The organism is Nocardia sp. NPDC059228, from assembly GCF_042754245.1.
Classification (GTDB): domain Bacteria; phylum Actinomycetota; class Actinomycetes; order Mycobacteriales; family Mycobacteriaceae; genus Nocardia.
The window spans coordinates 102,882-120,311 of sequence record NZ_JBHZAL010000002.1 but is presented as its reverse complement, the minus strand read 5'-3'; the positions used below and the strand labels follow the sequence as shown (position 1 = coordinate 120,311).

The window sequence follows — 17,430 nt, the reverse complement described above, 5'->3', positions numbered from 1 at the left end:
CCCCGCCCCCTTGCGGCCCCACCGCGCGGTGTCTCACTGTCCGTTTTGTTTCCCTTCCGGACCGGTCCGGAAGGGACACAACGCGGTTCGTGCCGGCGTTACCCTGGCGCACCGGTTGCCGGAGACGCCGTTCGAAGGGCGGATCGGATCGTCGACGCCGATCCGAGGGTGGCGAACAACGCTACGCCGATGTAGACCAGTTGTTCGGGGATGCGGAACCACAGCGGTGTGGCCCCCTGACCAGCGAAGGGGATATCGTCCACTGCCGCATGAATATTCGCGGGGAACAGCAGGAGCGGGGTCTCGTACATGAGGCACCTCCGTGGAGACCAGCCCGGTCAGTGAGCGGCAGCCGGTGCACCGGTGGATGATTCGGCGATCGCCTGCCGACTGGGCAGCAGCAATGCGACCAGCGCACCGACCGCCACGATGGCCGCGCCCACCTTGACCGCCGGGATGAGGCCATCCACGTATTCCTGCGGGCTCAGATACGAGCCGTGCGAGGCGAATACCGACGCCAGCACCGCGACACCCATGGCGACACCCACCTCACGGATGGTGTTGTTGGTGCCGGAGGCCATGCCCTGATCGGCCGGGGCTGCGCTGGCCATGACGGCGGTGGCGGTGGGCGCGAAGGTCAGGCCCATGCCGATGCCGCCCAGCACGAAGGGCAGGACGAAGGAGCTGTAGGAGACGTCGACGGTCGTGATCAGCGCCATCCACAGCAGCGCCGCCGACAGGAACACCTGGCCGATGGCGATCAGCGGCCGCACGCCCACCCGATCGATGATCAGCCCGGCGAGCGGAGCCACCACCATCGGGGCCATGGTCCACGGCAGCGTCCGGATACCGGACTGCAGCGGCGTGTAGCCCTGCACCACCTGGAAGTACTGGGCCAGCAGGAAGATCGAGCCGAAGACGCCGACGGAGAAGGTGAAGAGCACGGTATTGACCGCGCTGAAGCTGCGCGACCGGAACAGCCGCAGCGGCAGCATGGGATCGGCCGAGCGGTTCTCCCACAGCACGAACGCCGCCAGCAGCGCCGCGCCGCCGATCAGTCCGGTCAGCACCTCGGCCGAGGTCCATCCGTCGTCCGCGCCGTGGATCACGCCCCAGACCACCGCGAGTACGCCACCCGCCGAGAGCAGCAGGCCGACCGGATCCAATTTCCGTGCGCCACCGAAGGATTCGTTCAGGACGCGGGCGGCCAGCGGAACGGCGACGATGCCGATCGGAACGTTGATCCAGAAGATCCACTGCCAGCTGAGTCCGTCGACGACCGCGCCGCCGACCACGGGTCCGAGCGCCACGCCGAGCCCGGAGATGCCGCCCCAGATGCCGATGGCCGCACTGCGCATCTTCTCCGGCACCGCCGCCGACAGCAGTGTCAGCGACAGCGGCATCACCGCCGCCCCGCCGAAGCCCTGTACCGCGCGCGCGGCGATGAGCATCCACGGCTCGGTGGCCAGCGCGCACGCCGCCGAGGCCGCCGTGAACAGCGCGATGCCCATGACGAACATCCGCCGGCGGCCGATCCGGTCGCCGAGCGCGGCGGCGGTGAGCAGCAGCGAGGCGAAGGACAGCGTGTAGGCGTTCACGAACCACTGCAGGTCGGTGAGCGACGCGTGCAGTTCGGTCCGGATGACCGGCAGCGCGTTGGTGACCACGAGATTGTCCAGCGTGACCATGAACATCGGGATGCCCACCGCCGCCAGGATCGCACCCAGCGGCCGCTGCCGGGCGGCATCGACGACCTTGTCGGTGAGGTTCGAGGTTTCGAGTGTTTCAGCCATGACCAATCCTTGTTGTTATCGACTGATAACTAGAGAGTATGCATTGACTGATAACATGTCAATGGCACAGTGGATCGCCGACGAGGAGGCACGACAGCCATGACCAGGACCCGGATGACCGCGATCGAACGCAGCGCGGAAGTCCTCGCGGCGGCAACCGCCGCCTTCGCTGAATCCGGTTACGCCGCAACGAAAACCGACGATATCGCGCGCCGAGCGGGGGTCTCGCAGCCCTATGTGATCCGACTGTTCGGCACCAAGCAGCAGCTGTTCCTGGCAGTGCTGGACCAGGTGTGCCGGCGCATCGAGGAGCTCTTCCGCACCGGGGCCACCCAGGCCGCACCGGACGCCTCCCCCAAAGACCGCCTCGATTCCCTCGGCAGCCACTTCGGCGACTATTTCCTCACCGACCGCGATCTGCCCAGGGTCTTCCTGCAGGGCATCGCGGCGGCGAGCGAGCCGGCCATCGGCGAGAACATCCGCGATCACTTCGGACGCCTCTACAACCTGGCCAAGGATCTCACCGGCGCGACGACCTACGAGGTCCGCCGCTTCTTCGCCACCGGCATGCTGCTCATCGACCTGACCGCGCTCCAGGTCACCGATAGCGACGACGCCGACACCCCGCCATGGGCCACCGAGATCCTCGCCAACCTCAGCGAGGACGGCAGCTGATCAGATCCGGACCGGCTCGCCGGGTTCCGCCACCGCGTCGGCCTCGACGATGGCGTCGGACTCGGCCGGCGTCACTGGGCGTGCTGGACCCGAGAGCTCGCATAGAGGCAAATTGCCGCCGCGGCAGCGAGATTCAGGCTTTCGGCGCGGCCGTGAATGGGGATGCGGACCCGGTGGGTGGCGCGGGCGGCGATGGCCTTGTCCAGGCCGTGCGCCTCGTTGCCGAACAGCCAGGCGACCGGGCCGCGCAGGATCTCGTCGGCGTCGTCCAGGTCGACCTCGCCTTTGGCGGTGGTCGCCAGCACGGCGATCCCGGCGTGCTCGAGGGCGTCGAGGGTGGCATCGATATCGCGGGAGCGGGCCACGGGAACGTGGAAAAGGCTTCCGGCACAGGCGCGCACGCATTTGCCGTTGTGCGGATCCACCGAATCACCGGCCAGCACCACGCCATCCGCGCCGACCGCGTCGGCCACCCGGATCAGGGTTCCGGCATTGCCGGGGTCGGCGATCTCGACCGGGACGGCCAGCATGCGCGGGGACGCGTCGATGATCTGCGACAGCGGCACATCCACCTGGCGGCACACCGCGATCAGACCGGGCGGCGTCACGGTCTCCCCCAGCATCTCCGCGGCACGGTCACTGACCAGCGTGGTCCGCACCCGTTGCGCCGCGGCGCCGGCCACCAGCTCGTGCTCGCGTTCGGCGGCCCTGGAGGAGTAGAACAGCTCCTCGATCCGCCCGGTATCGAGCGCGGCCTCCACCGAATTCGCGCCCTCGGCCAGGAACAGGCCGGTCTTGCGGCGCACCGGCGCGCGATGGAGCTTGACCGCAGAAACGACCCGCGGGTTGTGCTCGGAGAGCACGTCCGCGGGTCGTTTCGAGTGTTGCGTCGTCACGCAGGCCGAATCAGGCGGCCGGGGCGTTGACGTCGGCGGGCAGCGCGGCCTTGGCGGCAGCCACCAGCTGGGCGAACGCCTCGGCGTCGTTCACCGCGAGCTCGGCCAGGATCTTGCGGTCCACCTCGATGCCGGCGGCCTTCAGGCCCTGCATGAAGCGGTTGTAGGTCATGTCGTTCAGACGCGCGGCGGCGTTGATACGAGTGATCCACAGCTGGCGGAAGTCACCCTTGCGCGCCCGGCGGTCCCGGTAGGCGTAGGTGAGCGAGTGCAGCTGCTGTTCCTTGGCCTTGCGGTACAGGCGCGACCGCTGGCCACGGTAGCCCTTGGAGGCCTCGAGAACGGAACGGCGCTTCTTCTGAGCGTTGACGGCCCTTTTGACGCGTGCCACTTGTCAGTCCTTGATCGAATAAGGGGCGCTGGGTCTTTCGCGTGACCCGGTCAGTGCGCCCGAGGTTGGTCGGTGATGCGTTCCGCGAACGGATCGCGAGCGGCTGGCTCAGCCGAATTACTTGGCGAGCAGCTTCTTGACGCGAGCGACGTCCGCCTTCGCGACGACCTCCACGCCGTCCAGACGACGAGTCCGGGTGGACGGCTTGTGCTCGAGCAGGTGGCGACGGTTCGCCTGCTGACGCAGCAGCTTGCCGCTGCCCGACACCTTGAATCGCTTCGAGGCGCCGCTGTGGCTCTTCATCTTCGGCATGGATTCCTCAATCTGTCGTGCCGGAGGCGCGCGTCAGCACGCCACCGGAGCTTCTCGTTATTACTGCTGCGGGGTGGCCGGTTCGGCAGCCGGGGCTGCGGTCTCGGCCGGGGCCGGAGCCGGGGTCTCGGCCGGGACGGTGCCGCCCTGGGCCGCAGACTGCTGGGCCTTCACCCGCGTCTTCGCACCCTTGTGGGGCGCGAGGACCATGGTCATGTTCCGGCCGTCCTGCTTGGCCGAAGTTTCGACGAAACCGAGGTCGGCGACGTCGGCGGCCAGTCGCTGCAAGAGCCGGAAGCCGAGTTCCGGACGCGACTGCTCGCGACCACGGAACATGATGGTGACCTTGACCTTCGACCCGGCCTCGAGGAAGCGCATCACATGGCCGCGCTTGGTGGCGTAGTCGTGGTCATCGATCTTCGGCCGGAGCTTCTGCTCCTTGATCACGGTCTGAACCTGGTTCTTCCGGGACTCACGCGCCTTCTGCGCGGTCTCGTACTTGAACTTGCCGTAGTCCATGATCTTGCACACCGGCGGGCGTGCATCCGGCGCGACCTCGACCAGGTCGAGGTCAGCTTCCTGAGCGACGCGTAGTGCATCTTCAACACGCACGATCCCAACCTGCTCGCCACCCGGTCCGATGAGTCGGACCTCGGGAACGCGGATGCGATCGTTGATGCGGGTCTCAGTGCTGATGGGGCCTCCTAGGTCAAGCGGTTCGTCAACGACCGCAAGCAATAACTGCAACCCCAATTCCAACACAAAAGCCCCGTGCTGGTATTTCACCACCACGGGGCCCGAGTCGACCGATCCGCGACGCAAACAGCTCGCATCGCACCACACGCAGGACAAACCCACGCGCAGAACCCATCAAGCAAATGATGGGCGACCGGACCGCCTGATCTGACCGGAAGGGCCGATCGACGGTGGGAGTCGGGCTCCACTTGATGCCCCGAGTCGGTTGCAGGAACCAGTCCGGGACGGTCGTCGCGGAAGAGTCTAACACTCATAGCCGTGAGCTCCGAATCGACCGCCCCCGCGACCAGCGCCGACCCGCACGATGGGATGCTCTACCGCATGAGCGAGGCAATCACCAGCGACGAATCGGCCCTCATCGACGGCGAGGTCGTCCGCGAACTGGCCGACATCCCTGCCGTCGAGGTCATCAGCCGCGCCGCCGTCATGCTGATGAGCTCCGCCGCCGAGAAGCTCGGCCTCGGCGAAGCCGATCCTGCCACCAGCCCCCACCTCGACCTCGACGAGGCCCGCCGCGTCATCACCGCCCTCGCCGGCCTGATCACCGCCTCCGTCGAATACCTCGGCCCGCACGCCGGCCCCCTCCGCGAAGGCCTCCAATCCCTCCAGCGCGCCTTCCGCGAATCCTCCGCCTACCCCGACGCCCCCGGCGCCGGCCCTGGCGAGAAGTACACCGGCCCGGTGTACTGAGCCAACCGCTCGGCCGATTCCGCGGCCGATCCACCCCGCTCAGTAGCCTGCGACCGGAGGTCGAGAACAGCCTGCGACCGGAGGTCGAGAACAGCCTGCGACCGGAGGTCGAGAACCTGCGTCGACCGCGACCCAGGTGGAAATCGCAATCGCCGTTTTGGTGGGGCCGCGCTACGCCGGACCGAGTTCCCCGAATCGACTATGGCGCAAAGCCTTCAGTTCAATAGCGTCGCATCGGCTGAGCGCTGTCGAGACCGTGGCGGCAGCTGGATGCCTCAGAGCTGGGGTGCAATTCCGGCGAGGAGCGTCGCGACTACTGCGTCTACCTCGACTTCGGCGTGCGGGGTGCCGGGCAGCATTGCGGTGAGGACTGCGTCGTGGCAGATGCCGACGAGGATGGCGGTTGCGGCGGCGGTGTCGGCGGCGGGGGCGAGGCGGGACAGGTCGCGTTCGGCGCGGAGGTAGCGGGCCAGTAGTTCGCGCCAATCATCGTTGCGGGCTTCGGATTCGGCGAAGCGGGTCAGGACGGACGGGCTGGACAGCAGGCCGGCGAAAACCGGGAGGACCGCACGGTGCAGGGTGAGGCCGGCGTGTAGGTACAGCGCCAGGTTCTCCTGGACGGTGGCGGTGCCGGGGGCCGGTAGGGGGCCCAGGGCGGCGTGGGCGGCGGCGACGTGGGCGCCGAGGGCTGCGGCCAGGAGTGCGTCCTTGTCGGGGAAGTGGTTGTAGAGGACGCCGTCGGCGACGCCTGCGGCGCGGGCGATGGCGCGGACGGTGAGGCCGGGTGCGCCCTGGTCGGCGAGGAGGCGCTGGGCGGTGGTGACGAGGTGGTCGCGCAGGTTGCGGTCGTCGTCGGTGCCGCGCAGCGCCGCTGCCTTTCTCGGGGACATGGGTGGTTACGGTAGCGGGCGGGTCGCGGTGACCAGGTAGGCCGCATTGCGGAGGCGGACGCCGCCGGGGGTGACGAAGGGGGCCAGGGCGGTCGAGATGGCTGCGCGGACTGCGGTATCGGTGGTGAAACCGGACAGCGAGCGGTGGTAGCGCAGCGGGCCCCAGTCGATGATGAAGTCGGTGGCGTCGTCCAGGTCACGACCCCAGAGACCTTCGGCCTCACGGTATTCGACGTCGACATCGCGGAAACCGGCGGCGGTCAGAAGGTCTCGGATGGCGTCGGGGTCGGCGAGCGGGCCATGGGTGTGCGTGATCTCGAAGTCCGCGAGATGCTGTGCGGCCGCGCCGAATACGGCGCCGAGATCGGTACCGGGCATGGGCGGCATGGTGACGAAGGCGAGGCGGCCGCCGGGGCGCAGGGCGCGGGCGATATTGGCGAAGGCAGCCGCCGGGTCCGCGAAGAACATGATGCCGAAGCGGCTCAGCGCGGCGTCGAAAGCGTTGCCGGGAAAGGGGAATACCTGAGCGTCGCCTCGTTCGAAGGTGACATTGGGGACGACCTCGGCCGCGGCGAGGGTGCGGGCCCGGGTGAGCATCGGACCGGAGAGGTCGATGCCGGTGGCGGATCCCGTGCCGGCGCGGCGGGCCGCGGCGCGGGTCAATTGACCGTTGCCGCAACCGATGTCGAGGACGTGGTCACCGGCGGAGATGCGGGCGGCGGTCAGCAGGGGTTCGTTGAAGCCGTGGTTCACCGCGTCGTAGCGGTCGTGGTTGCCCGCCCAGTGTTCGCCCTCGTAGCCGTTCCAGGCATCGGACTGAGCGGTATTGACGATCTCGGTCATGATCGACTCCTATATGAACGCTTGTTCATGAACGTACGTTCATAATGCACCTCACCCGTCGCTCGGGTCAAGAGCCCCCAGGAGACATGGGGTTTCGACTGTCGGTGGGCTGTGCAATCCTCAGGACATGGCACGGATACTGCTGGTTCCCGGCTTCTGGCTGGGCGCATGGGCGTGGGAGGAAGTGGCCGGGCAGTTGCGGTCGCTCGGGGACGAGGTCGAGGCGCTGACCCTGCCGGGTCTGGATCCGGCGGATCCGGAGCGATTGTCGGCAACCCTGGAGACACAGGCGCACGCGATCGTCGCGGCCGGCCGCGAGGGCGATGTGCTGGTGGCCCATTCGGGCGCCGGTGCGGTCGCGTACATGGCGACAGATCTAGCGCTGGAACTGTTTTCGCGCGTCGTGTACGCCGACAGCGCACCCATGCCGGACGGGTTCGTGCTCAACCCGGCCCTCGGGGACGCGGCGGAGTTTCCGCTGCCGGACACCTGGGCCGAGGTGGAGGCCATGGGGAACAGCCTGGCCGGATTGGACGAGGCGATGCTGGCCCGCTTCCGGGAGCGGGCGGTGCCGGTCCCGGCCGGCGTGGCGGGCCGCCCGGTGACGCTCGGCGATTCGGCTGCGCGACTGAAGGTTCCGACCACCGTGATCTGCTGCAGCTTCCCCTCGGAGCTGGTCCAGCAGCTCCGCGACGCCGGGGAGCCGCCGCTGTTCCGGGAGCTGCGGAACATCGACGCGGAGTACGTGGACCTGCCGACCGGACACTGGCCGATGTGGTCGAAACCGGAGGAACTCGCCGAGCTGATCCACGAGGCCGCACAGCACTGATTCCGCTGAAATTTCAACGATCAGCCGAAATTTCAGGAACCAATCCGGCTAATATCCAGCGACAGAACCGCGCCCACATTAGCGGTCGCACGGCTTGCCGCCGGCTCAGCGACGCTGTTAACGCTCGCCGCCACGTGGGAAATACTGGGTTGCAGGGCAATCGCCTGCGCGGCCAGCTGATCCAAAGCTTTGGCGTCACACAGGTGGTGCTGGTTGGATGCCGGAGTATCGCCTCGTTCGACACGGACGCGGGCGAAGTCCTGCATACTACGACGGGCAGCGGCAAGGCTGTCCTCACAACGAGATCGAACGGAATCTTCGGGGGTTGTACATGAATGAACTGATGTCCCAAGGCAAGCGCACCGCTGGCCGCCGCGTCCGGCGCAGCGTCCTCCCGATCATGATCGCCGCCGCCGCGGCCGCCGCGCTGGTGTCGGGCTGCTCCTCGTCCTCCAGCTCGGACAGCAAGGCCTCCACCTCGCAGGCGGCCCCGCCGTCGCAGCTGCCCGACGGCGCGCAGATCGTCGCCGAATCCGCCAAGACCACCCAGACCCTGCAGTCGGTGCATGTGGTCATGAATGTCCAGAACCTTCCGACCCTCCCGGTCGAGAGCCTCAAGGCCGACGTCACCAACCAGCCGCAGGGCCAGGGTCAGGCCATCGGTGAGGCCAAGGTCAAGGTCAAGCAGGACGCCGACTTCACCGACACCAAGTTCATGGTCGTCGACAAGACCCTCTACACCGGCGACGGCAGCAAGTACTCCCCCGTCGGCCCCGCCGAGAAGATCTATGATCCGGGCGTCCTCCTGGACAAGGACAAGGGGCTCGCCAATGTCATTGCGCAGGTGAAGAACGCGAAGGCCGAGAGCCGCGAGAAGATCGACGGCGTCGACACCGTGAAGGTGAGCGGCACCATCGACGCCTCGGTGTTCGACCCGGTCGTGCCGCAGATCGGCAAGGACGGCGGCACCTTCCCCATCACCCTGTACATCAAGGACGTCGCTCCGCCGAGCGGCGCCGGCACCACGCTGCCGTCCACGGCCGCCTCGCCGGGCACCGGTCCCAACCTGGTGCGCGCCGTGGTCACCAAGGACACGGGCACCGTCACGGTTACCCTGTCCGACTGGGCGAAGCCGGTCCACGTCACCAAGCCCGGCAGCTGATCGCGCACATCCCTGTCATGTGAGTTCGGAGCCGGTTCGGGGAAAAAGCAACGGCGGCAACGCCTGTCGTCCGCCCTCCCCGGACCGGCTTTCGCATTTCGGCACACCGCCCGAAGTGCCATCGCCTACAACGAATTCCGGCTCGCCCCGCGAGCTGGTTAGTCCGCAGCTATCTCGGCTGCACGCTTAAGAGATTGTTCAGTGAAATGCAAGGCGCGGCAGCGACGATTTCGTCCGAAAGTTCAAACGTCGTGCCTGCGTGTGGAGGGATGAAATGACGATCGAACGCCCGGAAGCCGAAGCGACGATCGAACGCCAGGAACCCGAAGGGGAGTTCCACCGGCCCCCGATGGACGGCCCACCGCCGGTATCGAATGTCTGGGTCTACAACGGCAAAGCCTACGACCTCAGCGACTGGATTTCCAAGCATCCGGGCGGCGAGTTCTTCATCGGCCGGACCAAGAATCGCGACATCACCTCGATCGTCGGTTCGTACCACAAGAATCCGGAGGCCATCGGCCGCATCCTGAAGAAGTACGCGCTGGATCGCGACGCCCTGCCGGAGGACATCCACCCCAAGGCCAACGCGCCCGCCTTCCTCTTCAACGAGGGCTTCGACAGCTGGCGCGACACCCCGAAGTTCACCTTCGACAACAAGGACGACCTGCTCCACCAGGTGAAGGCCCGGCTCAAGGAACCCGAGCTGGCCGCCCGCATCCGGCGCATGGACACCTACTTCAATATCGTGGTGGCCACGCTGGCGGTGCTGTACTTCGCGGTGCAGGGCCTGCGGCTGTTCGAGCGCAGCTGGATGCCGCTGCCGGTGTTCGTGATCGCCATGGTGCTGCTGCGCAGCTCGCTGGCCGGCTTCGGGCACTACGCCATCCACCGCGCCCAGAAGGGCATGAACAAGATCTACACGAATGCCTTCGACTTCAATTACGTCGCACTGGCTTTCGTGACCGCGGACGGCCACGCGCTGCTGCACCACCCGCACACCCAGAGTGAAGTCGACATCAAGAAGAACGTCTTCACCATGATGATGCGGGTCCCACGGCTGTACCGGGTGCCGATCCACACCCTGCACAAGTTCGGTCACACCATCACCGGCATGACCATCCGCCTGCTCGACGTCTGCCGCCTCACCCGCAAGGTGGGCATCAAGGACATGTACGGCACCTGGGGCGGTGCGCTGCCGCACTTCATCGGTTCCTTCGGCGTGCGCTTCCTGCTGCTGGGTGAGCTGATCGTCTTCACCGTGATGGGCGACTTCTGGGCCTGGGCACTGCAATTCGTGATCACGCTGTGGATCTCCACCTTCCTGGTGGTGGCCAGCCACGACTTCGAGCTGGAGACCGAGGAGATCGAGTCGAACTCCGAGGACTGGGGCGTCAACCAGATCGAGCAGGCCTACGACCTCAAGGTGGTCGGCAACCGCTACGTCGACTGCTTCCTGTCCGCGGGCCTGAGCTCGCACCGTGTGCATCACGTCCTGCCCTACCAGCGCAGTGGTTTCGCGAACATCGCGACCGAGGACGTGCTGCGCGAGGAGTCCGCGAAGTTCGGGGTGGAGTGGCTGCCGGCCAAGAGTTTCTTCACCGACCGCTTCCCCAAGCAGATCCGCACCTACATTCTCGCGCCGTCCGACGACGCGGTGGAGCGCAAGTGGGGGTTCGTCAAGGAGCACTTCTCACCACTTGCCCTGAAGACCTGCGCCGTCTACACGGTTCAGGGCTTCACCGGAATCGGAACCGTCTGAACCGATTCCACTACCGCGGTGCGTCCGTACATGCGCCGGCCGCACCGCGGGTCGTCATATCGAAACGAGGGGAGAATTTCGTGTCAATCACCATCGATGAAGGGGGCGCCCGCCCCTCGACGGCGGCGACCCGGCTCGTGGGGGGCGAGCCCGGCTCGGCCTTCCTACACCGGGAAGGCTTCGCACCCGCACCGCTGCCGCCGACCCCGCCGACCACCGTCGGCGTCATCGAATCCATCGCGACCGGTTCGCCGAACCAGATCTTCTCGCAGGCCGACGCCGCCGCCCAGGTGGCCGGACTGTTCAGTGATCCGGTGCAGCAGGCCCGGATTCCGCGGATCTACCAGAAGACCCGCATCACCACCCGCCACCTCGCGGTCGACCCGATCGACCCCGAATTCCTGTCCTACAGCAAGGAAGTCGGCACCATCCGGGACCGCATGAACACCTTCTACGAGCACGCGGTGCCGCTGGCCGTGGATGTGGCCGGACGCGCCACCGCGCACCTGGAGGACCGGGCGTCGGAGATCGGCATGCTGGTCTTCGCGACCAGCACCGGCTTCATCGCACCCGGCGTGGACGTGGCCGTGGTCAAGCAGCTGGGCCTGTCCCCCGCCGTCAACCGCGTCATCGTGAACTTCATGGGCTGCGCCGCGGCCATGAACTCGGTGCGCGCCGCGGTGGACTACGTCCGGGCGCACCCGGACAAGAAGGCGCTGGTCATCTGCATCGAACTGAGCTCGGTGAACGCCGTGTTCGACGACAATATCAACGATGTCATCATCCACAGCCTCTTCGGAGACGGCTGCGGCGCGGTGGTCATCGGGGCCAGCCAGCCGCACCAGCCGCTGCCGGCCGGCGCGGTGGTCATCCGCGACAGCTTCAGCTACCTGTTCGACGACGCGGAGGACGGAATCGTCCTGGGCGTCAACGACAATGGCATCACCTGCGAGCTGTCGGAGAACCTGCCGCAGTACATTCTGCGCGGCGTGGACCCGGTGGTGACCGGCGTGCTGGCGCGCAATGGCATGACCAAGTCCGACATCGACCTGTGGGCGATCCACCCGGGTGGCCCGAAGATCATCGAGGAGTCCGTGCGCTCGCTCGGCCTCGGCTCCGAGCAGGCGGCGACCAGCTGGGACGTGCTCGCCGAGTACGGCAACATGCTCAGCGTCTCGCTGATCTTCGTGCTCGAGCAGATGATCGCACAGCAGGCCACGCAGCCCATCTCGACCGGGGTGGCGTTCTCGTTCGCGCCCGGCGTCACCCTCGAGGGTGTCGTCTTCGACATCATCCGCCCCTGATCCGGGCATAGTTTCCGTCCAGAGAGCCCAGCAGCCATGCAACTCATCAGATTCCTCATCTCCATCTCGTGGATGCGGATCGCCGGCGTCATCGCCTCCGGTCTGGTCTGCGGTGCGGCCAATACCTACCTGGTGACATTGATTCGGGGAGTGGTGTCACCGGAACCGCATCCGGGCGTCACGGTCCAGGCGTTCGTCGCGACCGCGCTGATCATCCTGATCAGCGGCGTGATCTCGCAGGTGCTGCTGATCCGGCTCGCGCAGGAGGCCATCTACCGCCTGCGCGCGGACCTGAGCGCCCGCATCGTGTCCGCGCCGCTCGAACACCTCGAGCGGCTCGGTCAGCACCGCCTCATCGCGACCCTGACCGAGGATGTGCGGTCACTGTCGCAGGCGGTCACGGCCATTCCGAGCATCTGCATCGACCTGGCGACCATCATCGGCTGCTTCGTGTTCCTCGCGATCGTGTCCGGCCCGATCTTCGCCACCACCGTCGCGGGTACCCTGCTCGGAATCGCCTGTGTCGAAACGGTTCTCAAGAAGGTGCGGCACCTGTACCAGGCCGCCCGCGAGAGCGAGGACGGCCTGCTGCGGTCCTTCCAGGAGGTGTCGCTGGGCATCAAGGAGCTCAAGCTGCACCGCGGGCGGCGGCGCGACTTCATGGATCGGCAACTGCTCGGCTCCGCCGAGAAGCTGCGGGTGCAGAACGTCGACGCCGGCTCGAAGTTCACCTTCGCCCAGGGTTTCGGCCAGCTGCTGCAGCTGGGCACCATGGCCCTGATCCTGTTCGGCCTGGCGCGGGCCCTGGACCTGCCGCAGAACGTCATGGTCGGCTACGTCCTGGTCACCACGTTCCTCTCGATGCCCATGCAGAACTTCATGCACCGCATTCCCGACCTGCTGCGCGGTGACGTGGCGCTGGCCAAGATTCGCTCGCTGAATCTGTCCATCCAGACCGCGCACGACGAATCCACGCTGCCGTACACCGAGCGTCCGGCCGCCACGGCGGCGCGGCTGGAACTCAACGATGTCAGCTACAACTACCTGAGCGAGGCGCCGCCGGCCTTCCCGCCCGTGCCGGGTGGTCCGCCGCCCGGCACCGGAGCCCACCCGGGTGGCGGTGCGCGGCCGCACCCGGGCGGCGGTGGGCGGCCGGGCGCACCCGGTGCGCCCGTGGGCGGGCGCCCCGGCCCGCATCCGGGTGGGCGGCCCGGCGGCCCGCCGCCCGGCCACGGCCCGCGCGGCACCGACCGGCCGGATGTCAACGGCCACCGGTTCGTCGAGCACGGCGGCCACCCCGTCCCGATGGGCGCGCCCATGGCGCCGCCGCAGGCCGACGGGTCCGGCTTCCACCTCGGACCGCTGGACCTGACCTTCTCACCCGGTCAGATCAGCTTCATCGTGGGCGGCAACGGCAGCGGCAAATCGACACTGGCCAAACTGATCACGGGCCTGTACGTCCCGCAGCACGGCCACCTGTCGCTCAATGGCGAGGCGATCGACCACGAGAACATCGAGTGGTTCCGGCAGAACTCGTCGGCGGTCTTCACCGACTTCCACCTGTTCGAGGACTACCTGGGCTTCGACGAAGGCGTCGACGACGAGGTCCGCAAGTACCTGAAGGAACTCCAGATCGACCACAAGGTCACCGTGGAGAACGGCCGGCTGTCGACGATCGCGCTGTCCCAGGGGCAGCGAAAGCGCCTGGCGCTCTTGACCGCTCTGCTCGAGGATCGCCCGATCTACATGTTCGACGAGTGGGCCGCGGACCAGGAGCCGAAGTTCCGCGACGTCTTCTACCGGGAAATCCTGGTGAAGCTCAAGGAACGCGGCAAGACCGTCATCGTGATCACCCACGACGACCGCTACTTCGACTGCGCCGACCAGATCGTGAAACTCGACTTCGGCCGCATCGCCGAGGTCAAGGAACTCACCCCGCCCCTGGCGGCCGCCGAGTAGGCACGAAATACGAAGGCCCCGCACCGATTCCGGTGCGGGGCCTTTTCGTCTACGGTCAGCCGTCGATCTCCACTTCGGCCGCGACGGTGACGCAATAACCGCGGGGCAGAGTGGTCATCCCGGCGACCGTGCCGCCGTCTGTCGGCATCATCGGAGGGCGGCAGCCTTGCGGCGGGCGGCGGCTGCCTTCTTGGCGGCGGTGGCCTGGGCATCCGTCTTGGGGGCCGCCTTCTTGGCCGGAGCCTTCTTCGCTGCCTTCTTTGCCGGCGTGGGTTCGGCGAGGGAGGCGGGCTGGGCGGCGAGGACGTGCTTCAGGAACTGGCCGGTGTAGCTTTCCGGGACTTCGGAAATGTCCTCCGGGGTGCCCTGGGCGATGACCAAGCCGCCGCCGGAGCCACCCTCGGGGCCCATGTCGAGGACCCAGTCGGAGGTCTTGATGACGTCGAGGTTGTGCTCGATGACGATGACCGTATTGCCCTTGTCGACCAGGCCGTTGATGACCGCCAGGAGCTTGCGGATGTCCTCGAAGTGCAGGCCGGTGGTGGGCTCGTCGAGGATGTAGATGGTGCGGCCGGTGGAACGCTTCTGGAGTTCGGCGGCCAGCTTCACGCGCTGCGCCTCACCGCCGGAGAGCGTGGGGGCGGACTGGCCGAGGCGGACGTAGCCGAGGCCGACATCCACCAGGGTCTTGAGGTAGCGGTGGATGGAGGTCACCGGCTCGAAGAACTCCGCCGCCTCCTCGATCGGCATATCGAGGACCTCGGCGATGGTCTTGCCCTTGTAGTGCACTTCGAGGGTCTCGCGGTTGTAGCGCGCACCGTGGCAGACCTCGCAGGGGACGTAAACGTCCGGGAGGAAGTTCATTTCGATCTTCAAGGTGCCGTCACCCGAGCATGCCTCGCAGCGGCCGCCCTTCACATTGAAGGAGAACCGGCCCGGCTGGTAGCCACGCACCTTGGCCTCGGTGGTGGCCGCGAACAGGGTACGGATCTTGTCGAAAACACCCGTGTAGGTAGCCGGATTCGAGCGCGGCGTACGGCCGATCGGCGACTGGTCGACCTGCACCAGCTTGTCCAGGTGATCCAGGCCGTTGACCCGGGTGTGGCGACCCGGAACCTGGCGCGCGCCGTTCAGCTTGTTCTGGAGCACGGTCGCCAGAATGTCGTTGACCAGCGTCGACTTACCCGAACCCGACACGCCGGTGATCGACGTCAGCACGCCCAGCGGGAAACTCACGTCGATGTTCTGCAGGTTGTGCTCGACCGCGCCGACCACCGTGAGCTGCTTGCGCTTGTCGACGGGCCGCCGCACCAGCGGCACCTCGATCTGCTCGCGGCCGGAAAGGTAAGCGCCCGTGAGCGATCCCTTGTCCTTCAGCAGCCCCTCGTACGGGCCCGAGTACACCACCTGACCGCCGTGCTCACCGGCCATCGGGCCGATGTCGACCACCCAGTCCGAGGCGTGAATGGTGTCCTCGTCGTGCTCGACCACGATGAGCGTATTGCCGAGATTCTTCAGCCGCGTGAGGGTTTCGATGAGCCGGCGATTGTCGCGCTGGTGCAGGCCGATGGACGGTTCGTCCAGCACATAGAGCACACCCACCAGGCCGGACCCGATCTGGGTGGCCAGCCGAATGCGCTGCGCCTCGCCGCCGGACAGCGTGGCCGCGGCGCGCGAGAGCGTCAGGTATTGCAGGCCGACATCCAGCAGGAAGCCCAGGCGCGCCTGGATCTCCTTGATCACCTGCGCCGCGATCGCCGCCTGGCGATCATCGAGGGTCAAGGTGTTCAGGAACTTCGCGGCATCACCGATGGACAGATCCGACAGGTCCGCAATGGATTTGCGCTCCGGGCCCGCCGACAGCGTGACCGCCAGAATCTCGGGCCGCAGTCGCGCGCCGTTGCAGACGGGGCACGGGATGTCCCGCATGTACCCGTCGTAGTGCTCCTTCATCGCCTCCGATTCCGTGGCGTCCATGCGCCGCTGCAGGAACGGCATCACGCCCTCGAAATCGGCGTAGTACGAACGCTTGCGACCGTAGCGGTTGGTGTAGGAGACGTGCACCTGCTCGGAGCTGCCCTCCAGCACCGCCTTGCGGGCCTTGAGCGGCAACTGATTCCACGGCGTGTCCATGGAGAAGCCGATCGCCTCGGCCAGGCCCGACAGCAGTCGGGTGAAGTATTCGGCGGTCTGCCCGCGCGACCAGGGCGCGATCGCGCCGTCATTGAGGCTCAGATCCGGGTCCGGCACAACCAGATCCGGATCGACCTCCTTCCGGATACCCAGGCCCGTGCAATCCGGGCAGGCGCCGTAGGGCGAGTTGAAGGAGAACGACCGCGGTTCCAGATCCTCGATATCGAGCGGGTGCCCGTTCGGGCAGGCCAGCCGCTCGGAGAAGCGCCGCTCCCGATCGTGGGCGTGCTCGTCGCGATCGACGAAGTCCAACACCACGATGCCGTCGGCCAGCCGCAGCGCGGTCTCGATCGAATCGGTCAGGCGCTGTTTGGAACTCGGCTTCACGGCGAGGCGGTCCACGACCACCTCGACATCGTGCTTCTCCTGCTTCTTCAGCTTCGGCGGATCGGTCAGCGGATGCACCACGCCGTCGACCCGGACCCGCGAGTAGCCCTGCGAGTTCAGCGACTCGAACAGGTCCACGAATTCGCCCTTGCGGGTGCGCACCACGGGTGCGAGCACCTGGAACTTGGTGCCCTCCTCCATGGCCAGCACCTGATCCACGATCTGCTGCGGGGTCTGCTTGGCGATCAGATGACCACAGACCGGGCAGTGCGGGGTGCCCGCGCGCGCGAACAGCAGACGCAGATAGTCGTAGACCTCGGTGATGGTGCCGACCGTGGACCGCGGATTGCGGTTGGTCGACTTCTGATCGATGGACACCGCCGGGGACAGGCCCTCGATGAAATCGACATCCGGCTTGTCCATCTGGCCGAGGAACTGCCGCGCATACGCCGACAGTGATTCCACGTACCGCCGCTGGCCCTCGGCGAAAATCGTGTCGAAGGCGAGCGAGGACTTTCCGGACCCGGACAGACCAGTGAAAACGATGAGACTGTCGCGAGGTAGGTCGAGGTCGACCCCTTTGAGGTTGTGCTCCCGCGCTCCGCGCACCGTCAGGCGATCCGCCACTGGCCATCCTTCCAACGTTTCGGC

The 17,430-nt window shown here is 67.0% G+C and carries 16 protein-coding genes; 7 read left to right on the top strand and 9 right to left on the bottom strand.

Annotated elements, in window-relative coordinates:
• Nucleotides 1-338: 338 nt before the first annotated feature.
• Nucleotides 339-1,793: an MFS transporter gene (locus ACFXKA_RS04420; RefSeq protein ID WP_379426016.1), complete on the bottom strand. Its 1,455-nt coding sequence runs from the start codon at nucleotides 1,791-1,793 to the stop codon at nucleotides 339-341.
• A gap of 99 nt (nucleotides 1,794-1,892) precedes the next feature.
• On the opposite strand from ACFXKA_RS04420, the gene ACFXKA_RS04415 reads away from it, so the two are divergent.
• Nucleotides 1,893-2,468 carry a TetR/AcrR family transcriptional regulator gene (locus ACFXKA_RS04415; RefSeq protein ID WP_379426014.1) on the top strand — a complete coding sequence of 192 codons (576 nt, stop codon included), beginning with the start codon at nucleotides 1,893-1,895 and terminating at the stop codon, nucleotides 2,466-2,468.
• A gap of 71 nt (nucleotides 2,469-2,539) precedes the next feature.
• On the opposite strand, the gene ACFXKA_RS04410 is transcribed toward ACFXKA_RS04415, so the two are convergent.
• The 4 genes from ACFXKA_RS04410 to infC all read right to left on the bottom strand — a co-directional run bounded on the left by ACFXKA_RS04410 (nucleotide 2,540) and on the right by infC (nucleotide 4,814).
• Nucleotides 2,540-3,364: a TrmH family RNA methyltransferase gene (locus ACFXKA_RS04410; RefSeq protein WP_379426012.1), complete on the bottom strand. Its 825-nt coding sequence runs from the start codon at nucleotides 3,362-3,364 to the stop codon at nucleotides 2,540-2,542.
• A gap of 10 nt (nucleotides 3,365-3,374) precedes the next feature.
• Nucleotides 3,375-3,755, bottom strand: coding sequence for a 50S ribosomal protein L20 (rplT, locus tag ACFXKA_RS04405; RefSeq protein WP_354846199.1), 381 nt, complete (start codon nucleotides 3,753-3,755; stop codon nucleotides 3,375-3,377).
• Between the two features lie 117 nt (nucleotides 3,756-3,872).
• A complete protein-coding gene (gene rpmI / locus ACFXKA_RS04400; RefSeq protein WP_040856904.1) occupies nucleotides 3,873-4,067 on the bottom strand; it encodes a 50S ribosomal protein L35 in 195 nt (64 codons plus the stop codon).
• Nucleotides 4,068-4,127: 60 nt separating this feature from the next.
• Nucleotides 4,128-4,814: a translation initiation factor IF-3 gene (gene infC / locus ACFXKA_RS04395; protein WP_354846243.1), complete on the bottom strand. Its 687-nt coding sequence runs from the start codon at nucleotides 4,812-4,814 to the stop codon at nucleotides 4,128-4,130.
• A 330-nt stretch (nucleotides 4,815-5,144) separates the two neighbouring features.
• On the opposite strand from infC, the gene ACFXKA_RS04390 reads away from it, so the two are divergent.
• Nucleotides 5,145-5,513 (top strand): DUF1844 domain-containing protein, encoded by a 369-nt coding sequence (locus tag ACFXKA_RS04390; protein WP_364619634.1) that lies wholly within the window; start codon nucleotides 5,145-5,147, stop codon nucleotides 5,511-5,513.
• 275 nt (nucleotides 5,514-5,788) lie between these two features.
• On the opposite strand, the gene ACFXKA_RS04385 is transcribed toward ACFXKA_RS04390, so the two are convergent.
• Nucleotides 5,789-6,403 carry a TetR/AcrR family transcriptional regulator gene (locus ACFXKA_RS04385; RefSeq protein ID WP_379426010.1) on the bottom strand — a complete coding sequence of 205 codons (615 nt, stop codon included), beginning with the start codon at nucleotides 6,401-6,403 and terminating at the stop codon, nucleotides 5,789-5,791.
• A 6-nt stretch (nucleotides 6,404-6,409) separates the two neighbouring features.
• Nucleotides 6,410-7,246: a class I SAM-dependent methyltransferase gene (locus ACFXKA_RS04380; RefSeq protein ID WP_379426009.1), complete on the bottom strand. Its 837-nt coding sequence runs from the start codon at nucleotides 7,244-7,246 to the stop codon at nucleotides 6,410-6,412.
• A gap of 127 nt (nucleotides 7,247-7,373) precedes the next feature.
• Here ACFXKA_RS04380 and ACFXKA_RS04375 point away from each other — a divergent pair, with 127 nt between their 5' ends.
• Nucleotides 7,374-8,075, top strand: coding sequence for an alpha/beta fold hydrolase (locus ACFXKA_RS04375; protein ID WP_379426007.1), 702 nt, complete (start codon nucleotides 7,374-7,376; stop codon nucleotides 8,073-8,075).
• Between the two features lie 32 nt (nucleotides 8,076-8,107).
• Here the strand turns inward: ACFXKA_RS04375 and ACFXKA_RS04370 are convergent, their stop codons facing one another.
• Entirely contained in the window at nucleotides 8,108-8,341 is a 234-nt protein-coding gene (locus ACFXKA_RS04370) for a hypothetical protein (RefSeq protein WP_379426006.1), read from the bottom strand.
• Nucleotides 8,342-8,406: 65 nt separating this feature from the next.
• Here ACFXKA_RS04370 and ACFXKA_RS04365 point away from each other — a divergent pair, with 65 nt between their 5' ends.
• The 4 genes from ACFXKA_RS04365 (at nucleotide 8,407) to ACFXKA_RS04350 (ending at nucleotide 14,259) form a co-directional block, all read left to right on the top strand.
• Nucleotides 8,407-9,237: an LppX_LprAFG lipoprotein gene (locus tag ACFXKA_RS04365; RefSeq protein ID WP_354846185.1), complete on the top strand. Its 831-nt coding sequence runs from the start codon at nucleotides 8,407-8,409 to the stop codon at nucleotides 9,235-9,237.
• 274 nt (nucleotides 9,238-9,511) lie between these two features.
• Complete coding sequence (locus ACFXKA_RS04360) at nucleotides 9,512-10,996, top strand: fatty acid desaturase (RefSeq protein ID WP_379426005.1); 1,485 nt, start codon at nucleotides 9,512-9,514, stop codon at nucleotides 10,994-10,996.
• Nucleotides 10,997-11,133: 137 nt separating this feature from the next.
• Nucleotides 11,134-12,300 (top strand): type III polyketide synthase, encoded by a 1,167-nt coding sequence (locus ACFXKA_RS04355; protein WP_379426358.1) that lies wholly within the window; start codon nucleotides 11,134-11,136, stop codon nucleotides 12,298-12,300.
• A 36-nt stretch (nucleotides 12,301-12,336) separates the two neighbouring features.
• The gene (locus tag ACFXKA_RS04350; protein ID WP_379426004.1) at nucleotides 12,337-14,259 is read left to right on the top strand and encodes an ATP-binding cassette domain-containing protein; all 1,923 of its coding nucleotides are present in this window, start codon (nucleotides 12,337-12,339) and stop codon (nucleotides 14,257-14,259) included.
• 147 nt (nucleotides 14,260-14,406) lie between these two features.
• On the opposite strand, the gene uvrA is transcribed toward ACFXKA_RS04350, so the two are convergent.
• A complete protein-coding gene (uvrA, locus tag ACFXKA_RS04345) occupies nucleotides 14,407-17,406 on the bottom strand; it encodes an excinuclease ABC subunit UvrA (protein ID WP_379426003.1) in 3,000 nt (999 codons plus the stop codon).
• Between the last annotated feature and the right edge of the window lie 24 nt (nucleotides 17,407-17,430).